Annotated in this window: 3 protein-coding genes; all 3 read right to left on the bottom strand. The window is 75.2% G+C overall.

Translation table 11 applies throughout. The features are described from left to right. Window positions 1-7: 7 nt before the first annotated feature. Genes ACZ6YG_RS00480 through ACZ6YG_RS00470 form a run of 3 tightly spaced genes read right to left on the bottom strand, consistent with a single transcriptional unit; the run spans window position 8 to window position 15,428 of the window. The gene (locus tag ACZ6YG_RS00480) at window positions 8-859 is read right to left on the bottom strand and encodes a 3-hydroxyacyl-CoA dehydrogenase family protein (protein WP_148030048.1); all 852 of its coding nucleotides are present in this window, start codon (window positions 857-859) and stop codon (window positions 8-10) included. Window positions 860-903: 44 nt separating this feature from the next. Next, complete coding sequence (locus ACZ6YG_RS00475; RefSeq protein ID WP_466016798.1) at window positions 904-10,575, bottom strand: type I polyketide synthase; 9,672 nt, start codon at window positions 10,573-10,575, stop codon at window positions 904-906. An 8-nt stretch (window positions 10,576-10,583) separates the two neighbouring features. After that, complete coding sequence (locus ACZ6YG_RS00470) at window positions 10,584-15,428, bottom strand: type I polyketide synthase (RefSeq protein WP_466016797.1); 4,845 nt, start codon at window positions 15,426-15,428, stop codon at window positions 10,584-10,586. Window positions 15,429-15,451 lie beyond the last annotated feature (23 nt).

Genomic DNA, 15,451 nt, shown 5'->3' with positions numbered 1-15,451 from the left:
CTCCCTTTCAGTTCGTTGACGCGTACGTGTAGAAACCCCTGCCGGACTTGCGGCCGTGCAGCCCCGCGTCCGTCATCTGCTTCAGCAGCGGGCAGGGGCGGTACTTGCTGTCGGCGTAGTGCTCGTAGAGCACCTCGACGCTGTAGAGGATCGTGTCGACGCCGATCAGGTCGGCGGTCTCCAGCGGTCCCATGGGGTGGCCGAAGCAGCCGCGGAACACCTCGTCCACCGACGCGGCGTCCGCCACGCCCTCGTGCACGAGGTAGGCCGCCTCGTTCACGGTGAGCATGAGCACCCGGTTGGAGACGAAGCCGGACGAGTCCTTGACGCGCACGGCCTTCTTGCCCATGGCGCGCAGCAGGTTCTCGGTGCGCTCGATCGTCTCCGGCGAGGTGTGGAAGCCGGGGATCAGCTCAACGACCGGCTTGGCCGGCACCGGGTTCATGAAGTGCACGCCGATCACCCTGTCGGGGCGGCCGGTGACGGCGGCGACCTTGGTGATCGGGATGGCGGAGGTGTTGACCACGAAGACGGTGCCGGGGCCGCACTCGGCGTCGAGCGTCTCGTACACCTCCCGCTTGACGTCCCAGTTCTCCGTCACGTTCTCGATGACGATCTCCGCCTTGGCCGCGCCGGCGGCCCCGACGGCGGTGGTGATCCTGGACAGCACCTCGTCGGGGTCCAGGGCGGGACCGCCCATGAGGCGGCTCATCCGGGTGTTGCGCGTGATGGCCGCCAGCGCGGCGGCGAGCGTCTCCTCGTCCTTGTCGACGAGCACGACGTCGTGCCCCGTCGCGGCGAGGTTCTGGGCGACGCCGACTCCCATGACGCCGGCGCCGATCACCCCGGTCACAGTCATGTCATCTCCGTTCTGCTCATCGTTTCGCTCCTTGGATCCGGTGGTCAGCGGCGTCTGCGGGCGGCCGAGGCCTCCAGGCCCGAACGCCGCAGCTGGGCCCGCACCTGGCTGCCGCCGTCGGAGGCGGCCGTGGCCGCGCCCGAGACGAGCGCGTCGACGGTGCGGCTCAGCGCGGCCACGGTCGGCGCCTCGTAGAGGATGTGCGGCGGCAGCTCCGGCAGCTCGAACGCGCGCCGGACCGCGGCCACGATGGCGACGCCGAGCAGCGAGTTGCCGCCCAGTTCGAAGTAGTTGTCCAGCACGCCGACCTGGTCGAGCCGGAGCGACTCGCCCCAGATCGCGGCGATGGCCTCCTCGGTGGCGCCGTCGGGCTCCTGGTAGGACGTGACCAGCTCGGGCCGGGGATGGCGCTCCCCGCCGCCGCCGATGGCGGGAGAGGTGACCGCCTCCAGGGTGAAGCGGGAGCTGCCGGACACCAGCGTGGGGAAGTCCTGCGTGGACACGACGACCCGCGGCTCGCCGGTCGACAGCGCCCGCAGCAGCGAACGCCAGCCGTCGGCGAACCCGATCCCGACGCGGGCCCGGTTCTTCCTGAAGAAGTCGCGCAGCGCCTCCTCGTACCCGTCGAGCCCGGCCTCCCAGGCGTTCCACGTCCACTCGCCCCAGCCGACGGACACCACCCGGCGCCCGGTCGCGGCGAGACGGCAGGCGTAGCCGTCCAGGAAGGCGTTGGCGGCGCAGTAGTCCACCTGGCCGGGGCCGCCGCCGGTGGCGGAGGTGATGGAGGAGAACAGCACCAGGAGGTCCAGCTCGACCTCGTCCGGCCGGCCGACGCGCAGCGCCTCGGCCAGCGCCAGCGTGCCGGCGATCTTGGGGGCGAGCACCTCGTCCAGCTCTTCGGGCCGTTTGAACTGCATCAGTCCCATGGCCGGGACGCCGGCGGCGTGCAGCACGCCGTGCAGCGCGCCGAAGCGCTCGGCCGCCGCCTCGACGGCCCGGCGCACGTCCCGGGCGCTCGCGGCGTCGCCGGTGACGACCTCGACCTCCGCTCCCAGCGCGACCAGCTCGGTCACCTGCCGCACCCTGTCCCGCGTGACCTCGTCCGCGGGACGCTCGCCGGACAGGACGGCGGGCCAGTCGGCTCGCGGTGGCAGGCCGCGCCTGGCCAGCAGCACGAGCTTGGCCTCGTAGTCGCGGGCCAGGTGCCCGGCCAGGCCGAGCGCGATGCCGCCCAGCCCGCCGGTGATCAGGTAGACGCCTCCCCGGCGCAGCCCGGTGGCGTCGGCGGCCGGGCCGGCGGGGAGCGGCGGGGCGGGCATGCGGGCGTAGTCGGGGACGTAACGGCGGCCGTGGCGCAGCGCCACCGTGCGGTCCTCCTGCGGGCGGGCGAGCTCGGCGGCCAGACCGCTGAGGTCGCGCGCGGACGGGCCCGCCGGGAGGTCGATCAGGCGGGTGGTCACTCCTGGGTACTCCAGCGGGATCACCAGGGACGGCCCGAGCAGCGTGGCGCCGGCGGGGTGGGCCACCTCCTCGCCCAGCACCTGCTGGGTCCCGGCTACGGCCACGTCGAGCGACCATTCACCGATACCGGACTCACCGGCCGCCCGGGCAAGCGCGACAAGCGTGTGCAGACCGTACGCGATGTCGGTGTCACGGACGCCCGTGTCCTGGACGCCGGGCTCGTGCGTCGCAGGCTCCAGGTTCCACAGGTGCAGGACCCGCTCCAGGGGCCGTCCTGCGGTGCGCAGGTCGCGCAGTACGGCGAGCATGTCGGCGACGTGGCCCGGCCTGACCGTGTGGCCGTCGGCGGTGGCCGCGTACGCCTCGCCCGGGCGGACCGGCGTGACGGCGGCGCCGGTCCCGCGCAGGGCCGCCAGCACCTCGTCGGCGAGCCCGTCGCGGGTGAAGACCAGCCACGAGCCCGGCGTACGGTCCGCCGGGGAGGGCGGCGCCGTCTGCCGCCACACGGGCAGGTAGAGCCACTCGTCCTCGGGCAGCTTGGGCAGGCTGGTGATGGCCTCGAACAGGTCCTCAGGCTCGGCCGCCCCCCGGTCGATCTCACGCCGGGCGGGCGGGTCGATCCAGTAGCGCTGCCGCTGGAACGGATAGGTGGGCAGCGGGATCCGCCCGGGCAGCCCCGCGAGGTCGGCGCCCTCGACGCGCCCGTGATAGGCGTCCCAGTCGACGGTGACGCCGCCGAGCCAGAGCCGGGCGAGGCAGTCCGCCAGCGCCTCGTCGCCCGGCCTGGTGTCGCTCGCGGCGGGCTGCGTGTGGGTGATCAGGGGCCAGCGCTCCGCCGGGCAGCCCCCCGCGCGCACCAGCGCGCCCAGCGACTGTCCGGGGCCGATCTCGACCAGGGCGAGCTCCGGCTCGGCCAGCAGCGTCTCGATCCCGTCCTGGAACCGTACGGTCGCGCACATGTGCCTGGCCCAGTAACCGGGGTCGCACACCAGCTCGGCGTCGGCCAGCGTGCCGGTCACGTTCGAGACGTACGGGAGAGCGGGCGGGTTGAGCGTGACCTCGGCCTTGATCCACTGGGTCAGCTCGTCGCCCAGCGGCTCCAGCATGCGGGAGTGGAACGCGTGGGTGGTCTCCAGCGGGCGGCACGCGATCCCGGCCCCCCGCAGGTCCGCGGCCAGCGACTCGACCGCGTCCACCGGCCCGGCGACGACGACCGTCCCTGGGCCGTTCACGGCGGCGACGTCGAGCCCGCGCTCCTCCAGCCGGAAACGCCGGCGGACGGCGTCCGCCGGGAGCGACACCGCCAGCATGGCGCCCGGCGGCAGCCCCGAGATCAGCCGCGCCCGGTGCGTCACCAGGGCGATGGCGTCGGGCAGCGACAGGACTCCCGCGAGGCAGGCGGCGACGTACTCGCCGAGGCTGTAACCCAGCATGATCGCGGGCTGCAGACCCCAGGACATCAAGGTGCGCGCCAACGCGTACTCGACGGCGAACAGCGCGGGCTGCACCACTTCAGTACGCTGCAGCGCCGCGTTCCGCCCCTCATCACCAGCGGACGCCCGGCCCGGTAGCGCGCCGTTCGAGCCCTCCCCGCCGGCCGGCGACCGGTTCGTGAGCGCGCCGTTCGAGCTTGCCCCGCCGGCTGGCGTACGGCCGAGCAAGGTGGCCAGGTCGGCGCCCGCCTCGCGGTCGCCGGTCAGCAGGTCGGCGAGGCCGGCGTCGCCGAGGTCGTTCTCCAGCAGCGCCAGGCACTCGTCCAGCGCGGCGCGGAAGGCGGGTTCGTGCCGGTAGAGGTCGCCGGCCAGGCCGGGGTACTGCTCGCCGACGCCCGCAAGCAGGAAGCCCGTCCGGCGGCCCTGCACGGTCTCCACCCGGCCCAGCAGCCCTTCCCGGCGCGACCCGGCGAGGACGGCCGCGGCGGCGGCGCCGTCGGCGGCGACCAGCGCCCGCCGGTGCTCGAACGTCTTGCGCCCGGCCTGGAGCGTGTAGGCCACGTCGGCCAGCCGCGCGCCCGGCTCGGCGGCCAGGTGCTCGCCGAGCCGCCGCACCGCGGCGTCGGCCGCGGGGGCGTTGCGGGCCGAGACGGGCAGCACCTGGTAGCGGCGGGCCGACGGCCCCGGATCGGGCCGGCGGGGCGGCTCCTCGATGACCATGTGCACGTTGGTGCCTCCCATGCCCAGGGAGTTGAGGCCCGCGATGCGCGGGCGTCCGTCGCGGGTGCGCCACGGGGACAGCTCGGCGTTGACGTAGAACGGGCTGTCGTCGAAGTCGATGTCAGGGTTGGGGCTGGTGTAGTGCAGGCTGGGCGGGATCACGCCCTCGCGGGCCGCGAGCGACGTCTTGATCAGGCCGCTCGCGCCGGCCGCCCGGTCCAGGTGCCCGACGTTGGTCTTCACCGACCCGATGGGGCAGTACCCCTTGTCCCTGGTGGGGCCGAAGGCGCGGGTCAGCGCGGCCACCTCGATCGGGTCGCCCAGCTCGGTGGCCGTGCCGTGCGCCTCGACGTAGCTGATGTCCTCGCCGGTGACGTCCGCGTCGGCCATCGCGTCGGCGATCACCCGGGCCTGGCCGACGACGCTGGGCGCGGTGTAGCCGACCTTGAGCGCGCCGTCGTTGTTCATGGCGGAGCCGCGGATCACCGCCCAGATGTGGTCGCCGTCGCGCACCGCGTCGGGCAGCCGCTTCAGCAGCACGGCCGCCGCGCCGTCGCCGAACATGCTGCCCCTGGCGCGGGCGTCGAAGGCGCGCACGTGCCCGTCCGGCGACTCCTGCCCGCCGGGGCCGAACAGGTGGCCCACCCGGTCGGGCACCCGGATCGAGACGCCGCCCGCCAGCGCCAGCTCGCACTCGCCGTCGCGCAGGCTCCGCACGGCCAGGTGGGCGGCGACCAGTGAGGTGGAGCAGAAGGTCTGTACGGCCACGCTCGGGCCGTACAGGTCGAGCAGGTACGAGACGGTCGTGGTCAGGGCGTCCTTGTCGTTGCCCATGATGACCTCGAAGTCGCTGACCTCCTGCTGGCCACCGCCGAGCAGGTGGTCGGTCATCCGCAGCAGGTAGGTGCTGATGTTGGCGCCGCCGAACACGCCGACGCGGCCCCGGTGCTCGGGGGCGGCGTACCCGGCCTGCTCCAGCGCCTCCCAGCACACCTCCAGGAAGGCGCGCTGCTGCGGATCGTTGATCGCGGCCATCCGGGGGCTCATGCCGAAGAAGGACGCGTCGAAGCCGCTGATGTCGTCCAGCACCGGCCGGGCGGGCACGTACGCCGGGTCCTTGATCTGCTCCGGGTCGGCCCCGGCGGCGAGCAGCTCCTCCTCGGAGAAGAACGTGATGGACTCGACGCCTTCGCGCAGGTTGCGCCAGAACTGGCCGACGTCGGACGCGCCCGGGAAGCGGCCGGCCATGCCGACGATCGCGATCCGCCGGTCGTCGGCGGGCTCGCCCGCGTCGCGGAGAGGCGCCTCGGCGACGCGGAGCGCGGGCCGGGCGGCGGCCGGCTTGTTCGCGCCGCGCTCGTCGAGGATCGCCGCCAGGGTGGCCACGGTCGGCGCCTCGAACAGCGAGACGGTCGGCACCGCGACGCCGAACCGCTTCTTCACCAGCGCGAGCATCTGGAGCGCGACCAGCGAATTGCCGCCCAGGTCGAAGAAGTTGTCCCGGGTGCCCACCGGCTCGACGCCGAGCACCTCCGACCACAGGCCGGCCAGGTCGCGTTCCACCGCGGACAGCGGCGGGGTGTAGGGCTGGGGCAGTTCCGGGCGGGGAAACCGGTCGCCGCTCCCCGCACCCGTTTCCGGGCCGGTGAAGTCGGCGGGCATGGCGTGCGGCAGCCGGTCGTCCAGACCGCCCGCCGCCACCACGAGGCTGGGCCGGGCGGCGGCCAGCAACTCGTCGAAGGCGGCGAGGGCCTGCTCGGCGGTCATGGAGTGGGCGGCCATCGCCGCGCCGAGGCCGCCTTCCACCCGGCCGAGGGTGACCGACCAGGTGTCCCAGGCGGCGCTCAGCCATCGGGTGCGGCGGGAGTGGTTGCGGCGGCCGATCGCGGTCAGCGCGGCGTTGGCGGCCGCGTAGCTCGCGAAGGCGATGCCGCCCAGCACTGCGGAGGTGGACGAGAACAGCAGGCAGAAGCCGGGCGCCCGGTCGGCGGGCAGCTCGTCCAGCACCCGCTCCAGGACCAGCGCGCCGCCCACCTTGGCGGCGAAGTGCCGCTCGACGGCTTCGGCGTCCAGGTCGCGCAGCGGGCGGAAGGTGTCCTGGCCGGTGTCGGCGGCGGCGTGCACCACGCCGTCCACCCGCACGTCGCCGTCGAGTATCGCGCGCATGGCGGCGGCGTCCGTCACGTCGACCACCGGGGTGAGCACCTCGGCGCCCAGCTCCCGCAACCGGCGCACCCCCTCCCTGCGGGGGTCGCCGTCCTCCTCGGGCACCCCGCGCCGGCTCGTCAGGATCAGCCGGCCCGCACCGGCCCGGACCAGGTGCTCGGCCACAAGCAACCCGACGTCCCCGAGCCCACCGGTGATCAGATACGTCCCACCCCGGCGAACCGTGAACCCGGCCTGACTGAGCTCCGACGCGAACCCCGCGCCGACCTCCGCGGCTGCGCGCGAGGGCGCCGTAGCGGGCCCAGTCGACCGCGCGGCCGCCGGCCCGGGCTCTCCGTAAGCCTGGCCGGGCTCTTCGGGGCCCTGGGCGGGGGCTTCGGGACCCTGGGCGGGGACTTCGGGTGCCTGGGCGGGGATGTCGGGGGTGAAGGTGCGGATCAGGCGGTGGCCGTCGCGGTAGGCGGTGAAGACCTCGCCGGAGGGGCGGCGGATCTCGGCGGCGAGGGCGGCGGCGAGCTCGGCGGGGGACGCCGCCGGGTCGAGGTCCACGGCGGCGCAGTCGAGGTTCAGGTACTCCTGGTTGCCGACCATCGGCAGGGCGGCGGCGGCGGCCTGGGCGGGGTGGGGCACCTCGCCCTCCGTGACGGCCTGGCCGCCCGAGGTGGCCAGGATGATCCGGGCCCCGCCGCCGGAGTCGCCCCAGGCGTCGAGCAGGCGGGCCAGGGGCGGCAGCTCGTCGCGGCCGTCGGCGGAGGGATCTTCCCTGTCGAGGAGGCGCAGGTCCACCAGGACGGTGGGGGCGCCATCGGCCAGCCGTCCCGCCAGCTCGGCATGGCAGGCCGCCGACCCGGGGTCGATGGCGTAACCGTCGGGCGTCTCGGCGAAGGCGTCCGACGAGGTGACGGTCACCACGTCGAGCCCGTCGGCGTCGAGCGTACGGGCCAGAACCCCGGCCACCTCGGCGCGGCCCGCCAGCAGCACGCAGCGGGCAACCGGCACGGACGGGGGCGGCGACTCCGGCGCGGCCGTCCACCGCGCGGCCATCAACCGCACATGCGGCTCGGACCCATCGCCGGAGACAGCCCCTCGGACGGCGCCTGAAGCGGCACCGGAGAGGACGCCCGACGCGGTACCGGAGGCAGCGCCCGAGGCGGGATCGGCGGCGGTGCGTGTGGCGGCACCAGGGACGGCGGCGTGCGGGGTGGCGGGGCGGTCGGCAGCGGGTGGGTCGACCCAGTAGCGGAGGCGCTGGAAGGGGTAGGTGGGGAGGCCGACCTTGGCGACCGGCCGGTCCTGGCGGTAGCCGGCCCAGTCGACCGGCACGCCCGCCAGCCAGAGCCGCCCCACGGCCTCGGCCAGCACTGCGGTGGCCGGGCGCGGGTCCTGGGCGCCCGGCAGCGTGCCGACGACCAGCGGCCAGCGCTCGCGGGCGCAGTCGCGGTGCCCCCGGGCCATCGCGCCGAGCGACTGGCCGGGCCCGATCTCCAGCAGCGCCGCCTCGTCCTCCTCCCGCAGCAGGGTGGCCAGGACGGCGTCGAACTGGACGGGCGCGCACATGTGCTCGGCCCAGTAGGCGGGGTCGGTGACCTGCTCGGCGGTGGCCAGGGTGCCGGTCACGTTGGACACGTACGGCACGCGCGGCGCGCGCAGCGTCACGTTCTCCGCGATCCACGCCGTGAGCGGCTCGCGGAGAGGCTCCATCATGGCCGAGTGGAAGGCGTGCGTGGTGGCCAGCGGCCGGCACGGCACCGCGTCGGCCTCCAGCAGGGCCCGCACGGCCGCCATGGCGTGCGGTTCGCCCGCCAGCACGGTCAGCTCGGGACCGCTCACGGCGGCGACGTCCACGCCGGCGATCCCGGCCCGCGCCAGGCGCTCGCGGGCCTCGGCGGCCGACAGCGGGACGGCGCTCATCGAGCCTTCGGGCAGCGCGCCGATGAGCCGCGCGCGGTGCGCCACCAGGGCCAGCGCCGACTCCGGCGACAGCACCCCGGCCAGGCACGCGGCGACGTACTCCCCGAGGCTGTAGCCGGCCAGGATGGCGGGCCGCACGCCCCACGACTGCACGAGGGTGGCGAGCGCGTACTCGACCGCGAACAGCGCGGGCTGGAGCACGGCGGTCGGGGTCGCCGCGGCGGCCGGGCCGCGGCCGAGCAGCGCGCCCAGACCGCCGGCCTCGGCGCGCGGGGCCAGCATCTCGGCGAGCGGGTCGGTCCCGCCCATCAGGCCCCGCAGGACGGTGCGGCACTCGTCGAGCGCCTTACGGAAGACGGGCTCGGTGCGGTACAGCTCGGCGGCCATGCCCGGGTACTGCTCGCCGGTCCCGGCGATGAGGAAGGCGACGGGCCGGTCGGCGCGGCTCTCCGTCCGGCCCAGCACCGCCCCGTCGCGGATGCCTTCGGCGGCCTCGGCGGTGGACGAGGCCACCAGCATCCTGCGGTGGCCGAAGACCTGCCGCCCGCTCTGCAGCGTGTGGGCCACGTCGGCGAGGCGCGTCCCGCCGAGCGGCCCGGCCAGGTGAGCGGCGAGGCGTTCGGTCATCTCGTCGGCGGCGGCGGCCGTGCGGGCCGACCACACCAGCGGTTCGGGGCGCGGCTCCTCCTCCGTCCTCGGGACCAGCGGCGCCTCCTCCAGCACGACGTGCGCGTTGGTGCCGCCGATGCCGAACGCGCTGACCCCGGCCCGGCGGATGTGTCCCGACTCGCGCGGCCAGGCGCGCCGCCGGGTGACCACCTCCAGCCGGGCGTCACCGGCGCCGAGCTGCTGGTTGGGCTCGGTGAGGTTGAGCGTCGGCGGGATTTCGTCGTTGCGCAGCGCGAGCGCTGCCTTGATCAGGTTGGTGACCCCGGCCGCCCGGTCGAGGTGGCCGAGGTTGGTCTTGACCGAGCCGATCAGCAGCGACTGCCCGTGGAAGACCTGCTGGAGCGCGGCCAGCTCGGCGGCGTCGCCGAGCGCCGTGCCGGTGCCGTGCGCCTCGACGTAGTCGATGTCGGCGGCCGTCAGGTCGGCGCTCGCCAGCGCCTCGGCCATCACCGCGGCCTGGCCCTGCACGCCGGGCGCGGTGAACCCGGCCTTGCGACCGGCGTCGTTGTTGACCGCCCAGCCGCGCATGACGGCGTAGATCTGGTCGCCGTCGGCGAGCGCGTCCTCCAGCCTGCGCAGCGCGACCACGCCGACGCCGCTGCCGAGCGGGGCGCCGAGTCCGGTCGCGTCGAAGGCGCGGCACTCGCCGTCCGGCGGGGAGATGCCGCCCTGCTGGTAGAGGTAGCCGACGCGCTGCGGCACGCTGACCGCGACGCCTCCGGCCAGGGCGAGGTCGCACTCGAAGCCGGCCAGGCTGGTGGCGGCGGCGCAGACCGCGACCAGCGACGTCGAGCAGTAGCTCTGCACGCCGTAGGTCGGGCCGGACAGCCCCAGCGTGTGCGCCACGCGGGTGGTCAGCGAGTCCTTGTCGTTGGCGAGCCCGAGCGCGAGGTCGCCCATGACCGCGCCGATGCCGCTGGGCAGCAGGTTGTTCTGCATGTACGAGCTGTGCGCGCAGCCGCCGAAGACCCCGATCGAGCCGTCGAAGCGCCGGGGGTCGCAGCCCGCGTCCTCCAGGGCCGCGTGGCTGTGCTCCAGGAACAGCCGGTGCTGCGGGTCGAGGATCTGCGCCTCCTTCGGGCTGAACCCGAAGAAGGCCGCGTCGAACAGCTCGACGTCCTCGATCACCGGCGCGGCCTTCACGTACGCGGGGTCGGCCAGCAGGTCGTCGGGGACGCCGGCGGCGCGCAGCTCGTCGTCGGTGAAGCGGGTGATCCCGGACACGCCGGCCCGGATGGCGGACCACAGCTCGGCGACGTCGGACGCCCCCGGGAAGCGGCCCGACATGCCGACGATGGCGATGTCGGTACCGGAGCTCTCGGCCTCGATGTCGTCGATCACGTCTGCGGACCTCATTTCCGGCCTCATTTCCGGTTACTGGAACGGGCCCGGCGCCGCCGCTGCCCCCGTGCCGAACTCGTGGTGAGCGATTCCTGGCGGCCCCCGCCGCCGTCGAGCGCGGCGGCGAACTCCGCGATCGTCGGGTGCTCGAACAGCAGCGCGGGCGGCACCGGGCGCCCCAGCCGCTGCTCGATCGCGAGCACCATGGCCATGCCGACCAGCGAGTTGCCGCCGAGGTCGAAGAACGGGTCGTGCACGCCGACGCCGTCGATGCCCAGGTAGGCGCCCCACAGCTCGGCCATCTCGGCCTCCGCGGCGGTGCGCGGCGCGGCGAAGTCGGTGCGCAGCTGCGGGCGCGGGAACCGCTCCCCTTCGGGTACGGCGGAGGCGGCGCCGACCAGGTCGTCCAGGTCGAGCATGCCCGTCCAGGCGGCCAGCACCTCGCGCAGCGGCTGTCGCACCGCCATCACGTTGCCGTGGCCGCCTGCCACGATCCGGTCCAGCAGGGCGCAGCCGGCGTCCTCGGCGAAGCCGTACCGGGCGCGGTAGGCGGCCACCCGGTCGGCCAGCCCGCCCGCCGACTTGAGGTTCTCCGACTGCCACACGTCGTGCTGCCAGGGGCCCCAGGCGACCGACACGACCCTGGTCGACGGGGCTGTGGCGGCCAGCGCGTCACCGTACGCGTCCAGGACGGTGTTGGCGGCGCAGTAGTCGCCCTCGCCGATGCCGCCGAACGCGGTGACCGCGGAGGAGTACAGCACGAGCAGTTCCGGGCGTTCGGCGGCCGGGGTCGCGGGGCCGACCAGCTCGGCCAGCGGCCCCATGGCCAGCACCTTGGGCGCGAGCACCCGGCCGGCCTCGGCGACGGTGCGCCGGCTCAGCAGGCCGGCGGCGGGCAGCCCGGCGGCGTGGACCACGCCGGTCAGGGAGCCGAACCGCTCCCTGCCGCGCCGCAGCGCCTCCCTGAGCTGCTCGGGCACCCCGGCGTCGGCGGTGAGCAGCAGCACCTCCGCCCCGCTGGCCTCCAGTTCGGCGACGTCACGCAGGGTCCGCTCGACGCCCTCCGCCCGCTCGCCGCCCGCTTCGCGGTCCAGCGGGGTGCGGCCGACCAGGGCGAGCCGCCGTACGCCCGCCCGTACGAGATGCTTGGCGAGCGCCATGCCCAGCCCGCGTGTCCCGCCCGTGATCAGGTACGAGCCGTCGGCCCGCCACACCGGGGACGCCGGCGGCTCTGCGGTGACCTCGGCCCACGCCCGCACCCAGCGCCGCCCGCGCCGCCACCCGGCCACCGGATCGTCGTCCGCCGCGCCGGAGTCCCACTCGCGAAGCAGCTCACGAGCGACCTGCCCCGCCGCCGTGCCGGCTTCCGGGGCCGGTCCGTGGGCGGGTGTGCCGACGGTTTCGGGGTCGAGGTCGAGGCCTCGCCAGTTCAGGGCGGGGTACTCGTGCCTGGCCGCGCGGCCGAGACCGTGGGCCAGGGCTTGGTGGGGGGCGGGGATGTCGCCGCTGAGGATCTCGGCGGCGCCGCCGGTCACTGTCACCAGCCGCACTTCCCGCTCGGCGGGCAGGTCGCCCAGTGCCTGGATGGCCAGCATGAGGCTGTCGAAGCCGCGGGCGACGGCTGTCCGGAGTTCCTCGTCGCCGGGGAGGCCGCCGGTCCCGGCGTCCAGGCTCCACAGGTACGCGACGTGCACGGGTCCGTCGGACGGCAGGTCGGCGAAGACGGCCCCGTAGTGGGCGGGGACGGCGGGGTCGAGGGTCAGGCGGCGGCCTTCGCGGCGCGGCGGCCCGTCGCCCGCGACCACCTCGACCACGGAGGCGCCGGCCAGGTCGGCGAGCGCCGCGCCCACACCGCCGGAGTCGGCGAACACGACGAGCGGACCGGTCAGGTCCAGACCGGCCGCGGGCGCTTCCCGGACCGGATCCTGCCGCCAGGAGGGGACGAAGGTGTAGTCCGCGGGCTCGGCGTGCCGGTCCGCGTCCGGCCCAGCGGACGCGGTGTACTGATCGGCGTCCGAGCCGGTGGCTGCGGGACCCCGGGCGGCATCTGACCCAGCGGGAGCTCCGTGAGCGGTGGTCCGGTCGGGCCAGAAGCGGGCGCGCTGGAAGGGGTACGTGGGCAGGCTGAGCACGCGGCCCGCGCCGGCGCGGGTGCGTTCCCAGGTGACCTCGGCGCCGAGCTCCCAGAGCCGGGCGCAGGTCCGGAGCAGCTCCTCGTGGGGGTCGCGGGGAGCGCCGCCGGTCCAGCGGGGCGGCAGGGTGCCGAGCACGGCGACGCCGGAGCCGCCGGCCAGGTTCTGCCTGACCAGCCCGCCGAGCGTCTGGCCGGGGCCGAGTTCGACGAACGCGTCCACGTCCTGGTCCACGCAGTGGCGCACGCCGTCGGCGAAGCGGACCGTGCTGACGAGCTGGTCGGCCCAGTAGGAGGTGCCGGTGGCCTGCTCGGCGGTGAGCGGCAGGCCGGTGAGGTTGGAGACGACGGGGACGGCCGGCGCCCGCCTCGGCACGGTGTCGAGCACCGCGGCGAGCTTCTCCCTGGCCGGCTGCAGCAGCCTGGAGTGGAAGGCGTGGGCGGAGCGCAGCGCCCGGCAGGCGATGCCCTCCCCGGCCAGGGCGGCCGACGCCGCCTCGATCTCGGCGGGGCTTCCGCTCAGCACGGTCATCGACGGCCCGTTGCCCGCGGCGACGTCCACGTCGATCCCGCCGCTCACGAGCACGGGGACGATGCGCTCCTCGGGCGCGGCGACGGCGATCATCCGCCCGGCGGGCACGGCGTTGATCAGGTGCGCCCGTTCGAGCACGACGTGCAGCGCGTCCTCCAGGGTGAAGACCCCGGCCAGGCACGCGGCCACGTACTCGCCGAGGCTGTAGCCGATGAGCAGGTCCGGGGTGACGCCCCAGTGCCCGAGCAGCCGCGCCAGCGCGTACTCGGCGGTGAAGAGGAAGGGGTGGGCCACCTCGGCGTGGTCCAGGGGCCCGGGAGCCTCGGGCGCCTCGCCGGTGCGGCCGAGCAGGGCGGCGAGATCGCCGGGGGCGGCCGAGGTCTCAGCGAGGAACAGGGGCCGCAGGTCCGTGCCCGAGCGGCGCAGGACCAGCTCGACGCAGCTGTCCACCGCCTCGGCGTACACCGGTTCCTTGGCGTACAGCTCCCGGCCGAGTCCCGCGTACTGGTCGCCGACCCCGGGGAGCAGGAACGCGACGCGGGGCCGGCCCTTCACCCGGTGGCCCCCGCCGCTGTCGGCGGCGGCGCGCAGCCCGCGTACGGCGTCGTCCAGATCGGCGCAGACCAGGGCGCGGCGGTGGTCCAGCTCGGCCCGGCCGGTCTGCAGCGTGTGGGCGAGGTCGGGCACGGTCGCAGCGGGGTGGGCGCTCACCCAGTCCGCCAGCCGGGTGGCCTGCTCGCGCAGCGCGGCGGCGCTGCCGGCCGACAGCGGCAGGAGGTGGACGGTGTCGCGCGCCGGCGTCTCGGGCGGGGCGGGCGGGGGCGCCTTCTCCACGATCAGGTGGGCGTTGGTGCCGGACAGCCCGAACGAGCTGACTCCGGCCAGGGCGGGCCCGTCCCCCTGGGGCAACGGCTCCAGGCCGGTGACCGGGCGGATGGCGCCGTTCTCGGGGAAGGCGGCGGCCGGGTTGGTCAGGTGCAGGCTGGGCGGAATCTGCCCATTTTTCAGGATCAGGACTGACTTGATGAGACCGGCGACTCCGGCCGCGGCCTGGGTGTGGCCGATGTTGGTCTTGATCGCGCCGACGCGCAGCGGCCGGTCGGGCGAGCGGCGGCCGAAGACGTCGTGCAGCGCGGACAGCTCGATGGCGTCCCCGAGTCGGGTGCCGGAGCCGTGCGCCTCCACGTAGGCGACGTCGTCCGGTGAGACGCGGGCGGCGGCGAGCGCGCGGCCGATCACGTCGGCCTGCGCGCGCCGGCTCGGGGCGGTGAGCCCGTTGCTGCGCCCGTCCTGGTTGACCGCCGAGCCGCGCAGCACGGCGTGGATGCGGCGGCCCGCGGCGACGGCGCTGGACAGCCGCTCCAGCACGACCAGGCCGCCGCCCTCGCCCATGACGTAGCCGTCGGCGCTCTCGTCGAAGGTCTTGCACCGGCCGTCGGAGCACATCATCAGGCCCGCGCACGCCTGGATGTAGAGGGACGGGTGCATGGTCAGCGAGGCGCCCGCGGCGACGGCCAGGTCGCACTCGCCCCTGCGCAGGCTCTCGGAGGCCAGGTGGACCGCGATGAGCGACGAGGAGCAGGCGGTGTCGACCGTGAGGGTGGGGCCGTTCAGGTCGAGCTGGTACGCGATGCGCCCGGCCGCGACGCTGGGCACCGAGCCCTGGCCCAGGTAGGGGTCGGCGAGCGCGGCGCCGCCCTGCCTCTCGATCTGCAGCCGGCCGTACTGCAGGGTGTCCATGAGCCCGATCATCACGCCGGTGCGGCTGCCGGCCAGCCGCGCGGGCGACAGGCCCGCGTTCTCCAGGCCCTCCCACACCAGCTCCAGCAGCAGGCGCTGGTGGGGGTCCATGCGCAGCGCCTCGCGCGGCGAGAGGCCGAAGAACTCGGCGTCCCAGCCGGTGATGTCGTCCAGGAAGGTGCCGTACCTGGTGTAGACGCCGCCGGGGGTGCGCGGGTCGGGGTGGTAGTAGTCGTCGATGTCCCAGCGGCTCGCCGGCACCTCGCGCACCGCGCTGCGGCCCTCGCTGAGCAGCTCCCAGAGGCCCTCGGCCGTGTCGCCGCCGCCGGGATAGCGGCAGGCCATGCCGACGATCGCGATGGGCTCGTGGGCGCGCTCCTCCGCCTCGGCGAGCCGGCCGCGCGCCTGGGCCAGCTCGACCGTGGCGCGCTTGAGGTAGGCGCGGAGCTTGTCCTCTGTCCCCATCTTTCGTGCCTTTCCGGTCGAGG

The organism is Nonomuraea sp. NPDC054003, assembly GCF_055585125.1.
This window is presented reverse-complemented; position numbering and strand designations above follow the sequence as displayed.

What these genes read in the sequence shown, in the direction of transcription:
- ACZ6YG_RS00480 (WP_148030048.1), bottom strand. Translation starts at nt 859, where the DNA reads ATGACTGTGACCGGGGTGATCGGCGCCGGCGTCATGGGAGTCGGCGTC.
- ACZ6YG_RS00475 (WP_466016798.1), bottom strand. Translation starts at nt 10,575, where the DNA reads ATGAGGTCCGCAGACGTGATCGACGACATCGAGGCCGAGAGCTCCGGT.
- ACZ6YG_RS00470 (WP_466016797.1), bottom strand. Translation starts at nt 15,428, where the DNA reads ATGGGGACAGAGGACAAGCTCCGCGCCTACCTCAAGCGCGCCACGGTC.